Raw genomic sequence first — 19,236 nt, forward strand, 5'->3', positions numbered from 1 at the left:
ACCGTTCTGGCCAGACGGCTCCAAGAACACCTGCGCTGGCGCAACGCCAACGCCCGCCACCCCGACATCCTCGACGCCCAACGCCGAGAACGAGCCCGCATCCGCAGCGAACGCCACCAACGCTGGGGCCGACCACGAGCAGCCTGACCAACCCGGCGAACCTATGTGGTCAACGCACTAGCCGACTGTTGAGCGAGTGCTCAAATCTGGCTACCCTCCGTTTTGAGCACTCGCTCAAAACAGGGGGTGGCCGGTGGTCGGGCGGACAGTGGTCGTGGTGGGCGGCGGTATCGGTGGTCTGGCGGCGGGGGTCGCGCTGCGCCGGGCCGGGTGGCGGGTCGTGGTGCTGGAACGCGCGGCCGGGTTCGGCGAGGTCGGCGCGGTCGAGGCGGCGGGCGGTGTCCGTGGTCGCTCCGGTCGGTGGCTGTCGCGGCTGGACAACGCCGAGATCGCGCGGCGCCACGGCGTGCCGCTGGTGGTGGTGCGGCGGGCGGACCTGGTCCGGACGTTGGTGGGGGCGTTGCCGCCGGAGTGCCTGCGGTCGGACAGCGAGGTGTCCGCGGTGCGGTCGGACGGTGACGCGGTGGTGGTCGAGCACCGGGGCGGGGTCGTGCGGGCGGATCTGGTGGTCGGCGCGGACGGTGTGCACAGCGCGGTGCGGCGGCAGTGGTGGCCCGACGCGGAGGCGCCGCGCTACGCGGGGCACACGGCGTGGCGCATGATCACCGAGCCGGTCGCCGACCCGCCGGCGGAGGGCGCGGTGATCTGGGGTCGCGGCGAGCGGTTCGGGTTCACCGCGCTGCCGGGCGGGCGGTTCTACTGCTTCGGGACGGCGACGGCGCCCGCCGGTGGTGTCGCCACCGCCGGTGAGCTCGCCGCCGTGCGCGACCGGTTCGGCGACTGGCCGGACCCGGTGCCCGCGCTGCTGGCAGCCGTGCCGGAGGGCGGTGTGGTCCGGCACGACGTGCACGTCCTGCCGCCGTTGGCGAGTTGTGCGCGGGGTCGGGTGGCGTTGACGGGTGACGCGGCGCATGCGATGGACCCGGCCTTGGGGCAGGGCGCGGGTCAGGCCCTGGAGGACGCGGTCGTGCTGGCCGACTGCCTGGTCTCGGAGGCGAGCGTGGGTTCGGCGCTGGTCCGCTACGACCGGGTGCGCGGGCCGCGGACGCGGACCGTGGTGCGGCGTTCGGCGCGGCTGGGCCGACTGGCGCAGTGGTCGTGGCCGCCCGCGGTCGCGGCACGTGATCTCGCCGCCAGGCTGACGCCGGCGGCCGTGACGCTGCGGGCCATGGCGCCGATCCTCGGCTGGACTCCACCCGACAGCGCGGACCACGTGCCGGCGAGCGTGGGGCGCTGATGCCCGACTGGACCTACCACCCGCTGCGCGGGATCGCCGCCGCGCTGCTGGGGACCGGTCGTTCGCGGCGGGCGGCGTTGCGGACGCTGGCCGCGGTCGGGTCGTGGCCCGGCGGCGGTCGGCTGGTGTCGTGGGGGTTCGGGCACCGTCATCCGCCGTCGCGGCTGGCCGGTGCGGTCGCCGGCGTCCCGGTGCGCACCCGGCTGGGCGCGGTGGTGCCGCCGGGTACGGCGCGGGACGCGGTGCGGGCGTTGCCGCTGCTGGGCGCGGGGGTGGTCGAGGTCGCGCCGGTCGGGCCCGCCGATGTCGACGTCGTGCGTGAGGCCGCCGCGGGCCGACGTGTGCCGGTGGTGGTGCGTGCGACGGAGCAGGCCGTGGTGGACGCGTTGTCGCCGCACGTCGACGCGGTCCGGGTCGGGCCCGATCCCGACGCGGTCCACCTGGCGTCGGCGTCCCCGGCGCGCGCCGTCGACCTCCTCGCCGACCCGGCCAAGGCGGTCCTGGTCACGCCCGAGGTGCTGGTGCGCGCCGGTCCGGGCTTCTTCGCGCGGGTGGCGGAGGCGGCGACGCCCACCGGTCCGGCGCCGTCGCCGCGTGACGTCGGCCGTGATCCCCGCCGGTGGCCGGCGTGGTGGTGGGGTGCGCTGGTCGGGCTGGGCATGGTCGTCGCGGGCCTGGGCGCCGCCGCGATCACGCTCGGTCCGGTGCTGCTGTGGTACGACCGCGGTTTCCTCGGCGCGGACGTGGCCGGGCTGCACGGGATCAACGACCACCTGGTGCACTTCCTCCAGCACGACCGGATCACCATGGCCGGCACGATGGTCGCGATCGGCGTGCTCTACGCGGGCCTGGCGGCGGGCGGCATGCGGACGGGCCGGCCGTGGGCCCGCGAGGCGCTCCTCGTCTCCGGGTGGGTCGGGTTCCCGACGGTGCTCTACTTCCTCGGGATCGGTTTCGTGGAGCCGCTGCACACCGCGGCGGCCGTGGTGCTGTTCCCGATGTTCCTGGCCGCCACCCGGCGTTGTCCGGACGACCCGCGGTGGACCGCGCGCCCGGACGGGCCCGAGCACGAGCGGCGGCGGGCGCTGGTGGGGCAGTTGCTCGTGGTGTGCACGGGGGTCGGCCTGTTCGTGGGTGGCGTGGTGGTGTCGGCGGTCGGCCTGTCGGACGTGTTCGTGCCCAGCGACCTGGAGTTCCTGCGGACCGGGCCGGACGCGTTGCGGGCGGCCAATCCCCGGCTGCCGGGGTTCATCGCGCACGACCGGGCGGGGTTCGGCGGGGCGCTGATGTCCGCCGCCGCAGCGATCACGCTGCTCGCCGCGTGGGGCTGGCGTCGGGGCGAGGCGTGGGTGTGGTGGTCGCTCGCGCTGGCCGCCGCCGCGGGGTTCCTGCCCGCGGTCGTGGTGCACGGCGTCATCGGCTACACCGACGCGGGCCACCTGGCGCCGGTGTTCGTCGGGATCGCCCTCACCGCGACCGCCCTGGTCCTCGCCCGGCCCTACCTGTGCGCACGCCCGGCGGAGGTCCGCACGGCCGCGCCCCTACCGTGATGGCATGGCCGACACCCGACAGCGACTGATCGACGGCGCGATCGAGACCATCCGGCGGCACGGCATCACCGGGACGTCCGCGCGCACGATCGCCGCCACCGCAGGCGTCAACCAGGCCTTGGTGTTCTACCACTTCGGCAGCGTGCACGAGCTGCTGGAAGCGGCGTGCCTGGCCGCGACCGAGGCGCGGGTGGCGCCGTTCGCGGCCCGGCTGGACGAGGTCGCCGACCTGCGGGGGCTGCTGGACCTCGGCCGGCGGCTGCACGCCGAGGAGCGCTCGTTGGGCAACGTCATGGTGCTCGCTCAGATGCTGGCCGGCGCGCAGGCGGACCCGGAGCTGGCCGAGGCGACGTCGGCGGCGCTGGGGTTGTGGATCCGGCCGATCGAGCGGGCGCTGGACCGGCTGCTGGCCGACTCGCCGGTGGCCGACCTGGTCGACACCGCCGGGCTGTCCCGCGCGGTGTGCGCGGGGTTCATCGGCCTGGAGCTGTTCGAGGGCGTCGATCCCGCCGGCGCGCACGCCGCGCTGGACGCCCTGGAGCGCCTCGCTGCCCTCGTCGACGTGGTCCAGGAGCTCGGCCCGGTCGCCCGCCGCGCGCTGCACGCCAAGCTGCGCAGGTCCGCGACGTGACGGTCAGGTCCCGACCACGCCGTCGCTGAGCTCCCGCGCGACGTCGAGGTGCCCGACGTGGCGCGCGTACTCCTGGAGCAGGTGGAACAGGATCCAGGCGAGCGTCGGGGGCGGCGCCTCGGGCCGGTTGCGGCGGACGGCCCGGTCGGTGAGGGCGGCCTCGGCGGCGATGTCGCGTGACCGGGCGCATTGTTCGAGGTAGAACGCCCGGACGCGGTCGGTGGTGTCGTCGTCCTCGATGACCCACTCGGCGCGGTCGACGTCGGGGTTGCCGTAGGGGTGGGCGATCTCCTCGCCGCGGAAGCACCAGCGCAGCCAGCGCAGTTCCACGTGGGCCAGGTGCTTGACCATCGCCAGCGGCGTCCAGCCGGTCGGCAGGCGGCTGGTGCGCAGCTCCTCCTCGGACATGCCGTCGATCTTGCGGAGCACGGCGTCGCGGTGGAAGTCGAGGTGGGCCAGGAGCAGGTCACCGGTGTCGGTGAGGTCGGGCGACGGTTCGGTGGGCACGGCGATGCGCGCGGAGACGCGGGCGCCGTCGATGTCGAGGGTGGCGCCTGCCTTGCGGAGGACGGAAATGGCGGCGATGTTGTCCGTCGTGGTGTCGGCGACGATCGTGGTGACGCCGCGTCGTGGCGCTTCCTCGACCACGCGGCGCAGCGCGGCGAGGCCGATGCCGGTGCCGCGGGCGCAGCGGGCCACCCAGATGCCGGCCTCGCCCTTGGCGCTGAGCCGGACCATGCCGACCGTGCGGTCGTCCTCCACGATCTCGTAGGCGTCGTCCTGGAAGCCGCGGTAGAACTCGCGGAACTCGTCGGGCCGGTCGACCGTCCAGCCGGGTGGCATCACATCGCCGGGATCGGTGTCGGCCACCGCCAGGCCCAGCAGCCGTTCGAGCGCGCAGTCGTCCACCTTCCGCAACAGGATCATGTCGCCAACTCCTTCTCCAACGGTGTCCGGAAGCGGGGGATCACGCGCACCCCGCCGAGCCAGGACGCCAACCGGTCCGCCTCCCGGGCGATCGCTGCCTCCGCGTCCGCGCCGACGTCCTCGAGGAGTTCCCACACCAGTCCGCCGTCGGCGCGTTGGGCCCACCCGCCGACGACCGCGCCGTTCCACCACACGGTCGGACCCACGTTGCCCGCGGTGTCGAACAGGCGTGGCCGGTGCCGGTCGGGGAGGTACCAGCCGCGAGCCTGCCACCCCATCGGCGTCGGATCCAGTGCCGGCAGCAGCGCGGCCCACGGCTCGGGGTCCTCGACCGGGTCGAGGTCGTCGGGCAGGGCGTAGCCGGGACCGGTGGACAGCTCGACCTCGACCGCGCCCGCCGCGGCGAGGGCCTTGCGGGTGTGCCCGAGGTTCCAGCCGGTCCACCACTTGAGGTCGGCCTCGGCGCCGGGCCCGTAGGAGGCGAGCCAGCGGCGGGTCAGTTCGGCGCGGGCGTCGGCGGGGTCGAGCTCGGGCCACGGTGTGGCGGGCTCCCAGCGGAACCGGGTGCTCAGCCACGTGCCGAGGGGACGGCCGCGGCGCATCCGGCCCTCGGCGGCCAGGACGCGGACGACGCGGCTGGACACGTTCTGCCGGGTCTCGTAGGGCTTGCCGGCCGCGACGACGACCTGTTCGAGCAGGTCCGGCACGTCGCGGGTGAGGTCGACGGTGGTCGCCGCGCCCCGCCGCCGCAGCGCCTCCAGCGTGGTCTCCTCGACCGCGGCGAGGCGGTCGGCGTCCCAGCCGACGCCCTCGGCCAGGTAGACGAGCAGCTTCTGCCGTTCCTTCGCGGCGACGGCGGCGCCCGCGGCGGCCTGCACCACGGGCGCGGTCCCCGCCGTGACGGCGAACATGGTGCGACGCATGGCCAGCAGCCGGACCAGCGAGTGCCGCTCGTAGAACGCGGCCTCCACCTCGGCCACCGAGGGCCGCTCCAGGCGGGCGCACGCGGACAGGAACGCGGTCGCCGGGTCGGTGGCGTGCAGGCCGACCACCGCGTCGACCACGTCCTCGACCGCGGCGGCACGGGTGGAGAGCAGGTGCCGGGCGCCGAGGCGGGCCCGCCGCCCGGCGTCGTCGATCTTGGCGAGGGTCACCTGTCCATCCTCGGCGCTCTACCCTGATCGGCGAAACCGGGATCGCGGAACCCGGATACCGCTGGACGAGGACGCGATGTCGGCAACACGGCTGCTGGTGCTCGGGGTGGTGCGCGGCTACGGGCGCGCCCACGGCTACCTGATCGGCAACGACCTGATGTCGTGGGGCGCGGGGGAGTGGGCCAACGTCAAGTGGGGCTCGATCTACCACGCGCTCAAGCAGCTCACCAAGGACGGCTGCCTGGCCGACCACTCCGTGCCGCCGGGCCGCACGGACTACGAGATCACCCCCAAGGGGGAGGCCGAGTACCGCGGGCTGCTGCGGGACGCGCTGCGCCGCCCGGAGACGCGGCCCGACCTGCTGGCCGCCGGCCTGGCGTTGCTGCCGTCGCTGTCGCGGGAGGAGGCCGTGGGTCTGCTCACCGAGCGGTTGGCCGCGTTGGAGGCGCGGCGTGACGCGGCGCGCAAGCAGGCGGGGGAGTGGGACGAGCCGCCGCACGTGAAGGAGCTGTTCGGGCTGTGGGAGCACACCGCGGCCGGCGGGGCGGAGTGGACGCGGGGCCTGGTCGAACGCCTCGAAGCGGGCGCCTACCCCATGGCGGGCGAGCCGGGATCGCCCGGCGCCCCCGGCAGCTGGGGTATACTCAAACTTGAGTAGCGAGGGGGAACGCTGAACACAGGGTTGGAGCGGTACGCGGCCGTCTTCGAGGCAGCCGACCCGCCACGCACGTCCACCGTCGCCTTCTACCCGGCCCAGGACCCCCCAGGGGCGGACGGCGCCCCTGGCTCCGACCTGCTCACCGTCGCCACCCCCGACGGCGCCGCGCGCGCCGTGCCCGCCCTGCGGCTGCCCGTGTCCGAGGCCGTGCCGCTGCTCAGCCGCGCGCGCCGCGCACCGCACGCCCACCCCGCCGCCGCGTTCTGGGGCGCGGCCGTCGTCGTGGCGTTGCAGCTCGTCGCCCGCGGTCGGGTGCGGCCCGCGGTCACCGACGGCGACTTCGACGCCTGGCTGCTCGGTCCGCTCGACGCCGCCGACCACGCCCGTGTGCGCGACCTGGCCGACGCGATGCCCGCGCACGCCCGGGCCGTTCCGCTGCCTGGCCGCGAGCCGCTCGAGCTGCCCGACGCCGAGCCGCTGCTGCGCGCGTTCCTCGACGCGGTTGCCGACACCATGCCGCGTGGCGCGGCGGCCGTGCACGCCGCCGGCGCGCCCGCGTTCGCCGCCACCGCGCCCCAGCGGGTGCCGCACCTGCGCGACTGGGCCGACCAGGGCGTGCGCATCTCGCTGCGGATCGAGGGCTTCGGCCCGTTCCGCGCCGTCGTTCAGGTCCACAGCCTCGCCGACCCCGCCCGCGTGGTCGACGCCGCCGAGCTCTGGGCGTCGGCCAACCAGCGGTCCCGGGCCGACGCCATGGTCGCCCTGCGGCGCGCCGCCCGCGCCTGGGCGCCGTTGGAACGGCTGCTCGACCAGCCCGTGCCCGACGAGGTCACCCTCCTCGACTCCGACGTGGAGCACCTGCTCGCCACCGGCGCAGTCCGGCTCGCCGCCGCGGGCGTGGACGTGCACTGGCCCAAGGACCTCGTGCGGGACCTGTCGGCCAAGGTCGTCATCGGCGAACGCCCCGCCGACCGGCCGGCGTTCTTCGGCCCCGACCAGCTCACCTCCGTGAACTGGCAGCTCGCCCTGGGCGACGACCCGCTCACCCCCGACGAGCTCGACCGGCTCGCCGAGGCCACCCGGCCGGTCGTGCGGCTGCGCGACCGCTGGACCCTGGTCGACCCCGAACTCGCCCGCCGCGCCCGTGAACGCGCCCTCAAACCCGTCACCGCGATCGACGCGCTCGGCGCGGCCCTGACCGGCACCACCCGAGTCGACGGCGTCGAGGTCGAGGTCGCCGCCACCGGCTGGCTGGACGAGCTGAAGTCCCGGCTCGCCGACCTCGACGACGAGCCCCTCGCCGCGCCGCCCGCGCTGCGCGCCACCCTGCGCGACTACCAGCTGCACGGCCTGCGCTGGCTGGACCGCATGACCTCGCTCGGCCTCGGCGCGTGCCTGGCCGACGACATGGGCCTGGGCAAGACGATCACCCTCATCGCGCTGCACCTGCACCGCGACCGGCGCGACCCCGGACCCACCCTCGTGGTCTGCCCCGCGTCGCTGATGGGCAACTGGCAGCGCGAGATCGAGCGCTTCGCGCCCGGCGTGCCCGTCCGCCGCTTCCACGGCCCCCGCCGCGACGTCGCGCACGAGGGCTTCGTGCTCACCACCTACGGCACCATGCGCCTGGACGCCGACCGGCTCGCCGACGTCGACTGGGGCATGGTCGTCGCCGACGAGGCGCAGCACGTGAAGAACCCCGCCTCCGACACCGCCAAGGCCCTGCGCCGCATCCCCGCCCGCGCCCGCGTCGCCCTCACCGGCACCCCCGTGGAGAACACGCTCTCGGAGCTGTGGGCGATCCTCGACTGGACCACCCCCGGCCTGCTCGGCACCATGGCCCAGTTCAAGGCACGCTGGGCCGGTCCCATCGAGGCCGACCACGACCAGGAGGCCGCGCAGCGGTTCGCCCGGCTCGTGCGGCCCTTCCTGCTGCGCCGCCGCAAGACCGACCCCGGCATCGCGCCCGAACTGCCGCCCAAGACCGAGACCGACCAGCCGGTCGCCCTCACCCGCGAGCAGGCCGCCCTCTACGAGGCCGTGGTGCGCGAACTCATGGCCGAGGTCCGCGAAGCCGACGGCATCGCCCGCCGCGGCCGGATCGTCAAGCTCCTCACCGGCCTCAAGCAGGTGTGCAACCACCCCGCCCAGTACCTCAAGGAGACCTCGCCGAAGCTCGCCGGCCGGTCGGGCAAGCTCGAACTGCTCGACGAACTGCTCGACACCATCCTCGCCGAGGGCGGCGCGGCGCTCGTGTTCACCCAGTACGTCGCCATGGCCCGCCTCATCGAACGCCACCTCGCCGGCCGCGGCATCCCCAGCCGGCTCCTGCACGGCGGCACACCCGTCCCCGCCCGCGAGGACATGGTGCGCCGCTTCCAGGACGGCGAGTGCCCGGTGTTCCTGCTCTCGCTCAAAGCCGCGGGCACCGGCCTCAACCTCACCCGCGCCGACCACGTCGTGCACTACGACCGGTGGTGGAACCCCGCCGTGGAGGACCAGGCCACCGACCGCGCGCACCGCATCGGCCAGACCCGGCCCGTGCAGGTGCACCGGCTCATCGCCGAAGGCACCATCGAGGACCGCATCGCCGCGATGCTGCGCGCCAAGCGCGACCTCGCCGACGCCGTCCTGGCCCGCGGCGACGCCGCGTTCACCGAACTGTCCGACGACGAACTGGGCAACCTGGTCGAACTCCGGAGCGGCACATGAGCGATCGCGTCAAAGGCTTCCCCGCGTTCGGCAAGGGCGTGCGCCGCGCCGGCTCCTGGTGGGGCAAGGCGTGGCTGCAGGCCCTGGAGGACACCTCGCTGGACCAGGCGCCGCTGCGCCAGGGCCGCAAGTACGCCCACGCCGGGCTCGTCGGCACCATCACCGTCAGCCCCGGCCGCATCGCCGCCACCGTCTACGACACCGAGGACACCTACCAGACCTCCGTCCACCTCACCCCGCTCACCGACGCCGAGTGGAACCGGTTCCTCGGCCAGATCGCCGCCAAGGCCGGGCACCTCGCCGCGCTGCTCGACCGCGAGATGCCCCGCGAACTCGCCGACGCCGCCGCCGACGCGGGCGTCCCGCTCCTGCCCGGCATCGGCGACCTCGACCCCGAGTGCACCTGCCCCGGCTGGGAACTGCCCTGCCGCCACGCCGCCGCCCTGTGCCACCAGGCGTCGTGGCTGCTCGACGCCGACCCGTGGGTCCTGCTGCTCCTGCGCGGACGAGACCAGGACGAAGTCGTCGCCGGCGCCCGACCCACCGCCGGCGTCCTCGCCACCACCGCCTACGCCCAGCCCGTCCCCGACCTGCCCGACGACCCGCCGCCCGCCGACCTCGGTCCCCTGCCCGAGTTCGAACCCGCGCCCGGCCTCGACGTCGAGGTGCTGCGGCTGCTCGTCGCCGACGCCGCCGCCAAGGCCCGCGAGGTGCTCGCCACCGGCCGGTGGCCCGCGCCCGACGACCGCCGCGACCACATCCGCATGGCCGCCACCCACCCCGCCCTGCGCGACCGCCTCGACGCCGACCCGCGCGCCGTCCGCGCCTGGCAACAAGGTGGCGCCGGCGCCCTCGACGTCCTCGAACAACCCTGGACACCCGGCAGGTCCGACACCGCCCGCGCCCGCGCCGCCTGGGAGAGCGGCGAACTGCCCGAGCCCACCGTGTGGCGCAACCGCTGGACCGTCCACGACCGACAACTCCGCTACGGCCGCGACGGCCGCTGGTACCCCTACCGGGCCACCGACGGCGACTGGTGGCCCACCGGCACACCGCACCGCGACCCCACCGCCGCACTCACCGACACCGACTGACCGGGTTCCGCGAAACGCCTCGTCCACCGGCCGTCACCCGACTAAGGTCCTGCGGCCGGGGAACGACGACGTGGGGGACAGGGTCATGAACGCGGTACCGGCGGTCCATCCGTCCAACGTGGACCAGCTGCGCGCCTGGAACGGCGACGACGGCGACTTCTGGGCGGCCCGCGCCGACCGCATCGACGAGGGCGTCGCCGGCTACCACGACCGGCTGCTGGACGCCGCGCGGATCGAGCCGACCTCGCACGTCCTCGACATCGGCTGCGGCGCCGGGCTCACCACCCGCGACGCCGCCCGCCGCGCCACCGAGGGCGCCGCGCTCGGCGTGGACCTGTCCTCGGCGATGCTCGAACTCGCCCGCCGCACAGCCGACCGCGAACACGTGCCCAACGCGCGGTTCCTGCACGCCGACGCCCAGATCCACCCGTTCCGCGAACGGCACTTCGACGTCGCCCTCAGCCGCCACGGCGCGATGTTCTTCGGCGACCCCCACGCAGCGTTCGCCAACATCGCCCGCGCGCTGCGCCCCGGCGCACGCCTGGCCCTGCTGTCCTGGCAGCCGTTCGAGCGCAACGCCTGGCTCACCGCCTTCCGCACCGCCCTGGCCGCCGGCCGCGACGACCTGCCCGCACCGCGGACCGCACCGGGCTCGCTCCGCGACCCCGACCAGGTGCGGCCCCTGCTGACCTCGGCCGGGTTCACCGACGTGCGCGTCCAGGGCCTCACCGAACCCATGTACTTCGGCCGCGACCCCGACGACGCCTGCCGGTTCGTCACCGGCCAGTTCTCCCGGCTGCTCGCCGGCCTCGACCCCGACGCGCGGAAGGGCGCCGTGGCCGACCTGCGCGCCGACCTGGCCGCCCACCACACCGACCGCGGCGTGCGCTACGACTCGGCGGCCTGGCTCATCGAAGCCCGCCGCCCCTGACCACGCCCACACCGTCCACAGCGGACGGAAGCAGGGGATCCGCAGTTCGAGCCCGCTCCACCACACCTGTGGTACCACAGGTGTGGTGGTCGACCGAACGGACCCGCGCCGGCCCTAGGTGATCACACCCGGCATCACGGCCGCCGACCGCTTGCGGCGCAGCCACACCTTGCGCGAACCGTCACCGAACAACAACGTCCGCGACAGCTCCCACCCGGCGAACTCCGCGTGGATCGCCAGCTGCGTCGTCGCCGTGCGACGGGAGACACCGGCCGGCAGCCGCAGCGGCCGGTACTCCCAGTCCCCGTCGACCACCCCATCGCCCATCATCCGATCACCTGCATCCCTGCGCCGTCCCCGGACGCGACGAACACGCGCCCGCTGCCTGGATCGACCGCCACCGAGTCCGGCTGGCGGACCGTGGCGAACCGGTGCCTCTCCACCGGCTCCGCGCCGGCCACGTCGAACGCCACGACCTCGTTGCGCTCGGTGAGCGTGATCCACACCAGGTCACGCGTCGCGTCGTAAGCCATCCCGTACGGCGCGCCCGGCACGGGGTAGCGCAACCGCATGATCAACGGAGCGGTGGAGAACGCCATCAGCTCGCCGCCGCGCGTGTCCACCACCAGCACCCGGCCGAACCGGTCGGCGACCGCGTTCGTCGCGCCCTCGCCCGCGCGCAACCCCGCGCCCGGGCCGTCGGCACCCGGGTCGAGGTCGAACACCGCGCTGCGCGGCCGGTCCAGCACCACCGCCGCGCCGTCCACCGCGACCAACCGGTCCGGGCTGGAGATGCCGCGCACCACGTGCCCGTCCACCGACACCTGCCGCAGGTCGCGCTGCGCCACCAACGTCCGGTCGCCTACCCGCGCCACGTCCACCGGGGCGCCGTCCACCGCGCGCTGCGACGTCGAGCCGTCGGGCCCGATCGTCACCACGACACCGGCCGGCACCACCGCCTCCACCGCGTCACCGACGGTCACCAGCCGTTCCGCCGGACCGGGCAACGGCACCACCACGGGATCACCGAGCGTGTCGGCGGGGTAGAGGGCCACCGACGGCGGATCGGCCAGCGCCACCGCCACCCGACCACCCGCGACGGCGACCGACGTCGCCCGCCCCAGCGGCACCACCCGGCCCTGCGGGACGCCTGCCTGCGCCGGCGACGCCGCAGGTCGCGCGGGTTCCAACGTCGCCGCGAGCTGCAACGGGTCGGCCGGGTTCTCCTCCGTCGCACAGCCCGAGACCAACGCGACCCCGGTGAGCACTACCGCCGCCAGTCGGCGCAACGTCGGACCTCCCAGTCGACCCCGTTCAGCCCTCCCAGCATCCATCACCGAACCACCATCGTCACGCAGGGGGCGGGTGTTGTCGTTGGTCTGGGTAGGTGATAGTCCCGCCGATCCCGTACCTCCGAGCCCTTCCCGGCGACTATCCCAGGTGAACGGGGAGGCGTCGCGATGACGGTCGAGGAGCTGCGGGATCGGCACGTGCAACTGCTGCGGGACCGGCGGGTGGCCGACCACCTCGACCCGCCGGCACACCCCGGCGGCGACACCGCCGCGCGCTACCACACGTGGACCCAGGTGGCCGCCGAGCCGCCGTCCGCCCTGCTCACGCGGCTGGTCGACGTGCGGGTCCGGCCCGCCGCCTACCGGCCCGCGCACCTGCGCGAACAGCAGCACACCCTCGACGCGCTGCAACCCGAGGTGCTGCACCTGGCCCGCGCCGCGGGCTGGGACACCGCCATCCCGGTGCTGGCGGGCGTGTTCCCCACCGGCACCCTCGACGCGCTCAGCGTCCCCGTGCCCGGCCGCGGCGTGCTCGTGCTGGTCAACACCTCGCTGCTGGACCTGCTCGGCACCGTGCTGAAGATCATGACCGGGGCGCTGCCGAACTACGGCGCCCCGCCCCTGCTGAGCACCGCCCAGGCGACCTACGCCCTGGCCGAGGCCGTCAACGCCCACCTGTACGGCAACGGCGCGGTCCAGGCGCGGCAGCTGCCCGAGCTGTCCGGGCAACGCGCCGCGCTGGTCTCGCTGATGGCGCGCCGCGGCACCCAGTTCACGCTGGCGCACGAGTTCGGGCACGTGCTGTCCGGGCACCTGCTGCACGCCCGCCGCCGCACCGACCCCCACACCCCGGTCGGCGCGCTCGACGCGCAGTCCGTCGGTTGGCCGCGCGAGCACGAGGCCGACCGCGTCGCCGCCACGATCATGCTGCGCACCCTGGACGGCCTCGGGCACCGCGAACTCGAAGCGCACGAGCCGTACGTGGTGGGCGCGGTGCTGCTGGTGCTGTTCCTGCACGAGGTCACCGACCGGCTCGCCGACCAGCTCGGCCTCACCGTCCCGTTCGCGGGCAACCACCCGCCGCCCGTGCGCCGCATCCAGACCCTCGTCGAACACCTCGCCGGGCACGTCCGCACACCCCGGGCCCTGGACCTCGCCGCCGACGTCGCCACCTGGCTCGAAGACCGGCTCGACGGGGTGCGCGAGTGGTTCCGGCTCGTGGACGACACGCTGCTCGGCGGCTCCACCTCAGGCGGGTGACGCACGGCGACGGACAGCCTCATCGGCACCACCGTCGAGCAGCACGACTTCTTCCACCACGGCTCCCCGGGCGTCCGACCGGAGGTCCGGGACTCAGCCGAGCGGTCGCTCGGGGTAGCCGAACTCCACCGCGCTCACGTCGTCCAACGCCGCCCGGATCGCCGGCGGCAACGTCAGCTCCTCCGCCGCCAACGACCCCAGCAACTGGGCCGTGTCCCGCGCGCCCACCACCGGCGCCACCACGCCCGGCCGGTCGCGGACCCACGCCAGCGCCACGCACAACGCGCTCGTGCCCAGCCCGTCCGCCGCCGTCGCCACCGCCTGCACGATCCGCGCCGCCCGCTCCGTGCGGTGCTGCTCCACGTACCCGGCGAAGTGCGCCGACGCGCCCCGCGAGTCCGACGGCGTGCCGTTGCGGTACTTGCCGGTCAGCACGCCCCGCCCCAACGGCGCCCACGGCAGCAGACCGACACCGTGGTGCTGCGCCGCCGGCGCCACCTCCCGCTCCACGCCCCGTTCCAGCAGCGAGTACTCCACCTGCGTCGACACCAGCGGCGTGTGCCCCGGCAGCGCCGCCGCCGTGCCCAGCTGCCAGCCCGAGTAGTTCGACACACCCGCGTAGCGGACCCGGCCCGACGCCACCGCAGCGTCCAGCGCCGAGAGCGTCTCCTCCAGCGGCACGTTCGGGTCCCACGCGTGCAGCTGCCACAGGTCGATGTGCTCCACGCCCAACCGGCGCAGCGACCCGTCCAACGCGTGCAGCAGGGCGCCGCGCGACGCGCCGCCGCCGAACGGGCCGTCGTTGCGCCGCGCCACCGCCTTCGTCGCGATCACCAGCTCGTCACGCGGCACGACCTCGCCCAGCAGGCCGCCCAGGATCCGCTCGCTCTCGCCCTCCACGTACACGTCGGCGGTGTCCACCAGCGTGCCGCCCGCCTCGGTGAAGGCGAGCAGCTGGGTGGCCGCCTCGTCCGCGTCCGTGTCCCGTCCCCAGGTCATCGTGCCCAGGGCCATCCGGGAGACCCGCAGTCCGCTGCGCCCGAGGTATCGCTGTTCCACGCGGGGGAGCCTAAAGGGTGATCGACATTCCGGCGGCCCGTGGCACGCGCCGGTCGAGGACGGGTCCCGTCACGATCGGGGACGCACGGGCCGGGGTGTCGCCTGGCCAACCAGGTTACCGACCGGTAGGGTCACGGTTCGTGCGACTGGGACTGAACCTCGGGTACTGGGGCGCGGGCAACGACGCCGCGAACCTCGAACTGGCCAGGGAAGCCGACCGGCTGGGCTACTCGGTGGTGTGGGCCGCCGAGGCCTACGGCTCCGACGCGCCCACGGTGCTGGCGTGGGTGGCCGCGCAGACCGAGCGCGTCGACGTGGGCAGCGCGATCCTGCAGATCCCCGCGCGGACGCCGGCGATGACCGCGATGACCGCCGCCACCCTGGACTCCCTGTCCGGCGGCCGGTTCCGGCTCGGCCTCGGCGTGTCCGGGCCGCAGGTGTCGGAGGGCTGGCACGGCGTGCGGTTCGACAAGCCCCTGGGCCGCACCCGCGAGTACGTCGACATCGTCAACACCGCCCTGCGCCGCGAGCGGCTCTCCTACGCCGGCGAGCACTACACGCTGCCGCTGCCCGACGGCCCCGGCAAGGCCATCAAGCTGACCGTGCACCCCGTGCGCGAGCACATCCCGGTCTACCTGGCCGCGGTCGGCCCGAAGAACGTCGAGCTGGCCGGCGAGATCGCCGACGGCTGGCTCGCGCTGTTCCTCTCGCCCGAGCACTCCGCCGACGCCCTGGCCTCGCTCAAGGCCGGTCGCGACAAGGCGGGCAAGACCCTCGACGGGTACGACATCGCCGCCACCGTGCCGATGGTCGTCGGCGAGGACTGGCGTGCCTGCGCCGACCGGATCCGGCCCTACGCGGCGCTCTACGTCGGCGGCATGGGCAGCAGGCAGAAGAACTTCTACAACGCCAACGCCGCGCGCATGGGCTTCGCCGCCGAGGCCGCCGAGGTCCAGGACCGCTACCTCGCCCGCGACTACGACGGCGCCATGGCCGCCCTGCCGCTCGGCTTCCTCGACGGCACCTCCCTGCTCGGCACCAAGGAGCGCATCGCCGACAAGATGCGCGCCTACGCCGAAGCGGGGGTCACCACGCTCACCCTTTCGCCCATGCTGCAAGATCTCGAGCAGGGGATCGCCGCGCTCCGCACGGCGACCGAAGCTCTGGATCTGGCAGGAGTGGGTAGTTGAGCTGGTTGCAGGCCCTCGTCCTAGGACTCGTCCAAGGACTCACGGAATTCCTGCCCATTTCCTCGTCGGCGCACGTCAGGATCGTCTCCACGCTGTTCTTCGGCAACGACGCGGGCGCGTCGTTCACCGCCGTGATCCAGCTGGGCACCGAAGTCGCGGTGCTGATCTACTTCGCCAAGGACATCGGCAACTTCATCGCGGCCTGGTTCCGCGGCCTGTTCAGCAAGGCCGCGCGCAAGACCGAGGACTACCGCATGGCCTGGTACGTGATCATCGGGTCCATCCCGATCAGCGTGCTGGGCTACCTGTTCAAGGACGAGATCCGCTCGTCGCTGCGCAACCTGTGGATCACCGCCACCGTGCTGGTGGTGTTCGGCCTGCTGCTCGGCCTCGCCGACCAGTTCGCCCAGCACCTGCGCACCAAGCTCCAGCTCAAGGACGCCGTCGGCATGGGCCTGGCCCAGGCGATGGCGTTGATCCCCGGCGTGTCCCGCTCCGGCGGGACCCTCACCGCGGGTCTGTTCCTCGGCCTGGACCGCGCCTCCGCCGCGCGCTACTCGTTCCTGCTGGCCCTGCCCGCCGTGTTCGGCGCCGGGCTGTTCAGCATCCCCGACGTGCTCGACCGCTCGGAGCCCAACGCCGCGTCCGTGCCGCAGATGATCGCGGCGACGATCGTCGCGTTCGTCGTCGGCTACGCCACGATCGCCTGGCTGCTGCGCTACGTCTCCAAGCACAGCTACTCGGCGTTCGTCTGGTACCGGCTGCTGCTGGGCATCGTCCTGATGGGGCTGCTGTCGATGGGGCTCATCAACCCGACATAGGGTGGCCACGTGGCTACCGTGATCCTGCTGCGACACGCCCGCTCCACCGCCAACGGAGCGGGCGTCCTCGCGGGCCGGCAACCCGGCGTGACGCTCTCGGACCGGGGCGTGGAGCAGGCCTCGGCGCTGGTCGACCGGCTCGCCGGCGTGCCCGTCGCCGCCGTGGTGACCTCGCCGCTGGAACGCTGCCGGCAGACCCTCGCGCCCCTGCTCGACCGGCTCGGCCTCGGCCCCGTCGTCGAACCCGACCTCGCCGAGGTCGACTACGGCCAGTGGACCGGGCGCGAGATCAAGGAGCTGTTCGCCGAACCCCTGTGGTCGGTCGTGCAGCAGCACCCGTCCGCCGCGGTGTTCCCCGACGGCGAAGGGCTCGCGGCCGTGCAGGCCCGGGCCGTGGCCGCGATCAGGGCGCACGACGCCCGCGTCACCGCCGAGCACGGACCCCGCGCGGTGTGGCTCGCGTGCAGCCACGGCGACGTCATCAAAGCCGTCCTCGCCGACGCGCTCGGCGTGCACCTCGACGGGTTCCAGCGCATCGTCGTGGACCCCGCGTCGGTGTCCGTCGTGCAGTACACCGAGACCCGGCCGTTCGTGCTGCGCGTCAACGACAACGGCGGCGACCTGTCCGTCCTGGCGCCACCGCCGGAGAAGACCGAGGAGCCGCCGTCCTCCGACGCCGTGGTGGGCGGCGCGACCGGCGCCTGACGCGGCGGTGCGAGCAGCGCGTGGCCCCCGGACAGTGCAGGGTAGTCCGGGGGCCACGGTGCGCTTGGCCGGGGCGGGCGGCCTCGTGGGGACGATCGTATTGGCGTCACCGGGCGGGTGAACGCCCTCCTGCGGGCTGGACGTCCGGCGGCGCTGCGTCGCCTGCGCTGGTCAGCACGCCCGCCCACGTCGATGAAGTGGCCAAAACCGCAGCTCAACGCACGTGGAAACACCGTGGAAACAAATGGCGCAAGCGGGCCGACGCCCTAACCGGTTAGCCCGTTCGGTTCCGCCCGGAAGAACCGGGCGTGTTAGAAGTTAACAACCCGCGGTGCGCCCTTGATCACAGTCCGAGGCGGGTGACCGCGTTGTCCTCCAACGGATTCGCGGTGCGGATGTAGCGGTGCACCGTGCGGGGGTTCGTCCAGCGGCCCTGCCGCATGATCTCCCGGTCGCTCGCGCCGCCCAGCGCCGCCTGCGTGGCGAACCCCGCCCGCAACGAGTGCCCGCCGAACAACGCCGGGTCCAGCCCGGCCCGCTCGGCGTACCGCTTCACCACGTCCGACACCGCCCGGTCCGACATCGACCGGCCGCCCAGCCGCCCGTGCCGGCTCACCGACGGGAACAACGGGCCCCGCAGCGGACCGGGCCGGTAGGAGTGGCAGCGGTGCGTCGACGACGGCTCACCCTCGTCCTCCAACAACGCCCGCGGTTGCGGCGCCGTCAGCACGTCCACCCAGTCCGCGTACGCGCACACCGGGCACGTCGGCCGGCGGGCGCCGCGGGGGAGCACCACGCGCTGCCGCTGTGCGCCGGTCTGATCGGTCTTCGTCACACCCAGCTCGACCAGCAGCAGCGGCTCGTGCGTGCGCGGGTCCACGTCCACCGTGACGTCCTGCAACGCCAACGCCGCCAGCTCGCTGCGCCGCAACGCGCCCGCGAACCCCACCAGCAGCAGCAGCGCGTCACGCCGCCGCGCCACGCCCGTCGGCCAGCCCGGCGGCGGCAGCTCCGCCAACAACGCCTCCAACGTGCCCAGCAGCACCGGCCGCTTGCGCCGCGGCTGCGCCTGCCGGGTGCGGCGGATGCCGCGCAGCGTCAACCGCACCACGTCCGACCGCGTGGGCGAGGGGAGCCCGCCGGCCGCGTGCACCGCCGCGATCGCCGCCGCCTTGCGCTCCAATGTGGACGGACCGAACGCGGGGGAGCCGTCGGGCTTCGCCGCGTTCGCCGCCACCGCCAGGTACACCGCCACGTCCACCGGGTCCGCGGGCAGCGCCACCCGCCCCTCGGCCTCGCACCACGCCGCCCAGCCCACCCAGTCCGAGCGGTAGGCCCGCAGGGTGTTCGCCGACTGCGCGGCTCGCAGGTAACCCGACAGCGCCTCGGCCTGCTCCTCGTCGAACCGGCGACGGACCTGCTCCAACGCGGCGAAGTCCACCAGCGGCGCGTGCCGCACGCGGTCGAGTTCCGCGCGCACCGGCTCCGGCAAGGTCACTCCGCCACCCTAACACCGTCGATAGCCTTAATATCTTCAGTGTGGATTAATAGACCACTTGACCGTGGTCGCTACTATGCGAAACCGTGCGCGCCCTACAACACCCGGACGTGGAAGACATGCGCCTCGCGACCGTGCTCAGCGCGCTCGCGGACCCGGTCCGACTGCGGATCGTGGCCGAGCTGGCCCGATCGGGCGGGATCGTGTGCGGCCAGTTCGACGTGCCCGTCAGCATGTCGACGCTGTCGCACCACCTGAAGGTGCTCCGCGAAGCCGGGGTGCTGCGCGTGACGCCCCAGGGCAGCTACCGCACCCACGAGCTGCGGCGAGCGGAGATGGAACACCGGTTCCCCGGCGTCCTGGACTCCATCACCCGGGCGATCGGACCGCCGTGATC

The 19,236-nt window shown here is 74.3% G+C and carries 18 protein-coding genes and 1 pseudogene; 13 read left to right on the top strand and 6 right to left on the bottom strand.

The window, feature by feature from the left end:
- The 4 genes and pseudogenes from AB0H12_RS22670 to AB0H12_RS22685 all read left to right on the top strand — a co-directional run.
- Positions 1-147: pseudogene (locus tag AB0H12_RS22670) on the top strand (IS630 family transposase); the annotation flags it as partial.
- Positions 148-253: 106 nt separating this feature from the next.
- A complete protein-coding gene (locus tag AB0H12_RS22675) occupies positions 254-1,357 on the top strand; it encodes an FAD-dependent monooxygenase (protein WP_499624965.1) in 1,104 nt (367 codons plus the stop codon).
- Positions 1,357-2,907 carry a hypothetical protein gene (locus AB0H12_RS22680; RefSeq protein ID WP_499624967.1) on the top strand — a complete coding sequence of 517 codons (1,551 nt, stop codon included), beginning with the start codon at positions 1,357-1,359 and terminating at the stop codon, positions 2,905-2,907. Before AB0H12_RS22675 ends, AB0H12_RS22680 begins: the two co-directional genes overlap by 1 nt.
- 4 nt (positions 2,908-2,911) lie before the next feature.
- Positions 2,912-3,538: a TetR/AcrR family transcriptional regulator gene (locus AB0H12_RS22685; RefSeq protein ID WP_499624969.1), complete on the top strand. Its 627-nt coding sequence runs from the start codon at positions 2,912-2,914 to the stop codon at positions 3,536-3,538.
- A 3-nt stretch (positions 3,539-3,541) separates the two neighbouring features.
- On the opposite strand, the gene AB0H12_RS22690 is transcribed toward AB0H12_RS22685, so the two are convergent.
- Both AB0H12_RS22690 and AB0H12_RS22695 read right to left on the bottom strand, forming a co-directional pair.
- Positions 3,542-4,465 carry a GNAT family N-acetyltransferase gene (locus AB0H12_RS22690; RefSeq protein WP_499624971.1) on the bottom strand — a complete coding sequence of 308 codons (924 nt, stop codon included), beginning with the start codon at positions 4,463-4,465 and terminating at the stop codon, positions 3,542-3,544.
- The gene (locus tag AB0H12_RS22695; RefSeq protein ID WP_499624973.1) at positions 4,462-5,619 is read right to left on the bottom strand and encodes a winged helix DNA-binding domain-containing protein; all 1,158 of its coding nucleotides are present in this window, start codon (positions 5,617-5,619) and stop codon (positions 4,462-4,464) included. Before AB0H12_RS22695 ends, AB0H12_RS22690 begins: the two co-directional genes overlap by 4 nt.
- A 76-nt stretch (positions 5,620-5,695) precedes the next feature.
- Between AB0H12_RS22695 and AB0H12_RS22700 the strand changes: the two genes are divergently transcribed.
- The 4 genes from AB0H12_RS22700 to AB0H12_RS22715 all read left to right on the top strand — a co-directional run bounded on the left by AB0H12_RS22700 (position 5,696) and on the right by AB0H12_RS22715 (position 11,014).
- Positions 5,696-6,277 (top strand): PadR family transcriptional regulator, encoded by a 582-nt coding sequence (locus AB0H12_RS22700; RefSeq protein WP_499624974.1) that lies wholly within the window; start codon positions 5,696-5,698, stop codon positions 6,275-6,277.
- A 24-nt stretch (positions 6,278-6,301) separates the two neighbouring features.
- Complete coding sequence (locus AB0H12_RS22705) at positions 6,302-8,989, top strand: SCO1167/SCO6262 family helicase (protein WP_499624976.1); 2,688 nt, start codon at positions 6,302-6,304, stop codon at positions 8,987-8,989.
- Entirely contained in the window at positions 8,986-10,083 is a 1,098-nt protein-coding gene (locus AB0H12_RS22710) for an SWIM zinc finger family protein (RefSeq protein ID WP_499624978.1), read from the top strand. The genes AB0H12_RS22705 and AB0H12_RS22710 overlap by 4 nt, the downstream gene beginning before the upstream one ends.
- 85 nt (positions 10,084-10,168) lie before the next feature.
- The gene (locus tag AB0H12_RS22715; RefSeq protein ID WP_499624980.1) at positions 10,169-11,014 is read left to right on the top strand and encodes a class I SAM-dependent methyltransferase; all 846 of its coding nucleotides are present in this window, start codon (positions 10,169-10,171) and stop codon (positions 11,012-11,014) included.
- A gap of 114 nt (positions 11,015-11,128) precedes the next feature.
- On the opposite strand, the gene AB0H12_RS22720 is transcribed toward AB0H12_RS22715, so the two are convergent.
- On the bottom strand, positions 11,129-11,341 hold the full coding sequence (locus tag AB0H12_RS22720; protein ID WP_499625352.1) for a DUF5703 family protein: 213 nt from the start codon (positions 11,339-11,341) through the stop codon (positions 11,129-11,131).
- Positions 11,341-12,303 carry a YncE family protein gene (locus AB0H12_RS22725; protein ID WP_499624981.1) on the bottom strand — a complete coding sequence of 321 codons (963 nt, stop codon included), beginning with the start codon at positions 12,301-12,303 and terminating at the stop codon, positions 11,341-11,343. Before AB0H12_RS22725 ends, AB0H12_RS22720 begins: the two co-directional genes overlap by 1 nt.
- A gap of 171 nt (positions 12,304-12,474) precedes the next feature.
- Here AB0H12_RS22725 and AB0H12_RS22730 point away from each other — a divergent pair, with 171 nt between their 5' ends.
- Positions 12,475-13,566, top strand: a complete 1,092-nt coding sequence (locus AB0H12_RS22730) for a M48 family metalloprotease (RefSeq protein WP_499624983.1) — start codon at positions 12,475-12,477, stop codon at positions 13,564-13,566.
- 93 nt (positions 13,567-13,659) lie between these two features.
- Here AB0H12_RS22730 and AB0H12_RS22735 read toward each other — a convergent pair whose 3' ends face one another.
- Positions 13,660-14,625: an aldo/keto reductase gene (locus tag AB0H12_RS22735; protein WP_499624985.1), complete on the bottom strand. Its 966-nt coding sequence runs from the start codon at positions 14,623-14,625 to the stop codon at positions 13,660-13,662.
- Between the two features lie 140 nt (positions 14,626-14,765).
- Here AB0H12_RS22735 and AB0H12_RS22740 point away from each other — a divergent pair, with 140 nt between their 5' ends.
- The 3 genes from AB0H12_RS22740 to AB0H12_RS22750 are packed head-to-tail and all read left to right on the top strand — an operon-like array spanning position 14,766 to position 17,341.
- Positions 14,766-15,815, top strand: coding sequence for an LLM class F420-dependent oxidoreductase (locus AB0H12_RS22740; protein ID WP_499624986.1), 1,050 nt, complete (start codon positions 14,766-14,768; stop codon positions 15,813-15,815).
- Positions 15,812-16,636, top strand: a complete 825-nt coding sequence (locus AB0H12_RS22745) for an undecaprenyl-diphosphate phosphatase (RefSeq protein ID WP_499624988.1) — start codon at positions 15,812-15,814, stop codon at positions 16,634-16,636. Before AB0H12_RS22740 ends, AB0H12_RS22745 begins: the two co-directional genes overlap by 4 nt.
- A gap of 9 nt (positions 16,637-16,645) precedes the next feature.
- Positions 16,646-17,341, top strand: coding sequence for a histidine phosphatase family protein (locus AB0H12_RS22750; RefSeq protein WP_499624989.1), 696 nt, complete (start codon positions 16,646-16,648; stop codon positions 17,339-17,341).
- Positions 17,342-17,684: 343 nt separating this feature from the next.
- On the opposite strand, the gene AB0H12_RS22755 is transcribed toward AB0H12_RS22750, so the two are convergent.
- Positions 17,685-18,839, bottom strand: a complete 1,155-nt coding sequence (locus AB0H12_RS22755; protein ID WP_499624991.1) for a site-specific integrase — start codon at positions 18,837-18,839, stop codon at positions 17,685-17,687.
- Positions 18,840-18,925: 86 nt separating this feature from the next.
- On the opposite strand from AB0H12_RS22755, the gene AB0H12_RS22760 reads away from it, so the two are divergent.
- Complete coding sequence (locus AB0H12_RS22760) at positions 18,926-19,234, top strand: ArsR/SmtB family transcription factor (protein WP_499624993.1); 309 nt, start codon at positions 18,926-18,928, stop codon at positions 19,232-19,234.
- Positions 19,235-19,236 lie beyond the last annotated feature (2 nt).

It is taken from the genome of Actinosynnema sp. NPDC023794 (assembly GCF_040639675.1).
Taxonomy (GTDB): Bacteria; Actinomycetota; Actinomycetes; order Mycobacteriales; family Pseudonocardiaceae; genus Actinosynnema; species Actinosynnema luteola.

Coding starts and splice junctions, on each gene's coding strand:
- AB0H12_RS22680 (WP_499624967.1), top strand. CDS start 1,357: ATGCCCGACTGGACCTACCACCCGCTGCGCGGGATCGCCGCCGCGCTG.
- AB0H12_RS22685 (WP_499624969.1), top strand. CDS start 2,912: ATGGCCGACACCCGACAGCGACTGATCGACGGCGCGATCGAGACCATC.
- AB0H12_RS22690 (WP_499624971.1), bottom strand. CDS start 4,465: ATGATCCTGTTGCGGAAGGTGGACGACTGCGCGCTCGAACGGCTGCTG.
- AB0H12_RS22700 (WP_499624974.1), top strand. CDS start 5,696: ATGTCGGCAACACGGCTGCTGGTGCTCGGGGTGGTGCGCGGCTACGGG.
- AB0H12_RS22710 (WP_499624978.1), top strand. CDS start 8,986: ATGAGCGATCGCGTCAAAGGCTTCCCCGCGTTCGGCAAGGGCGTGCGC.
- AB0H12_RS22715 (WP_499624980.1), top strand. CDS start 10,169: ATGAACGCGGTACCGGCGGTCCATCCGTCCAACGTGGACCAGCTGCGC.
- AB0H12_RS22720 (WP_499625352.1), bottom strand. CDS start 11,341: ATGGGCGATGGGGTGGTCGACGGGGACTGGGAGTACCGGCCGCTGCGG.
- AB0H12_RS22730 (WP_499624983.1), top strand. CDS start 12,475: ATGACGGTCGAGGAGCTGCGGGATCGGCACGTGCAACTGCTGCGGGAC.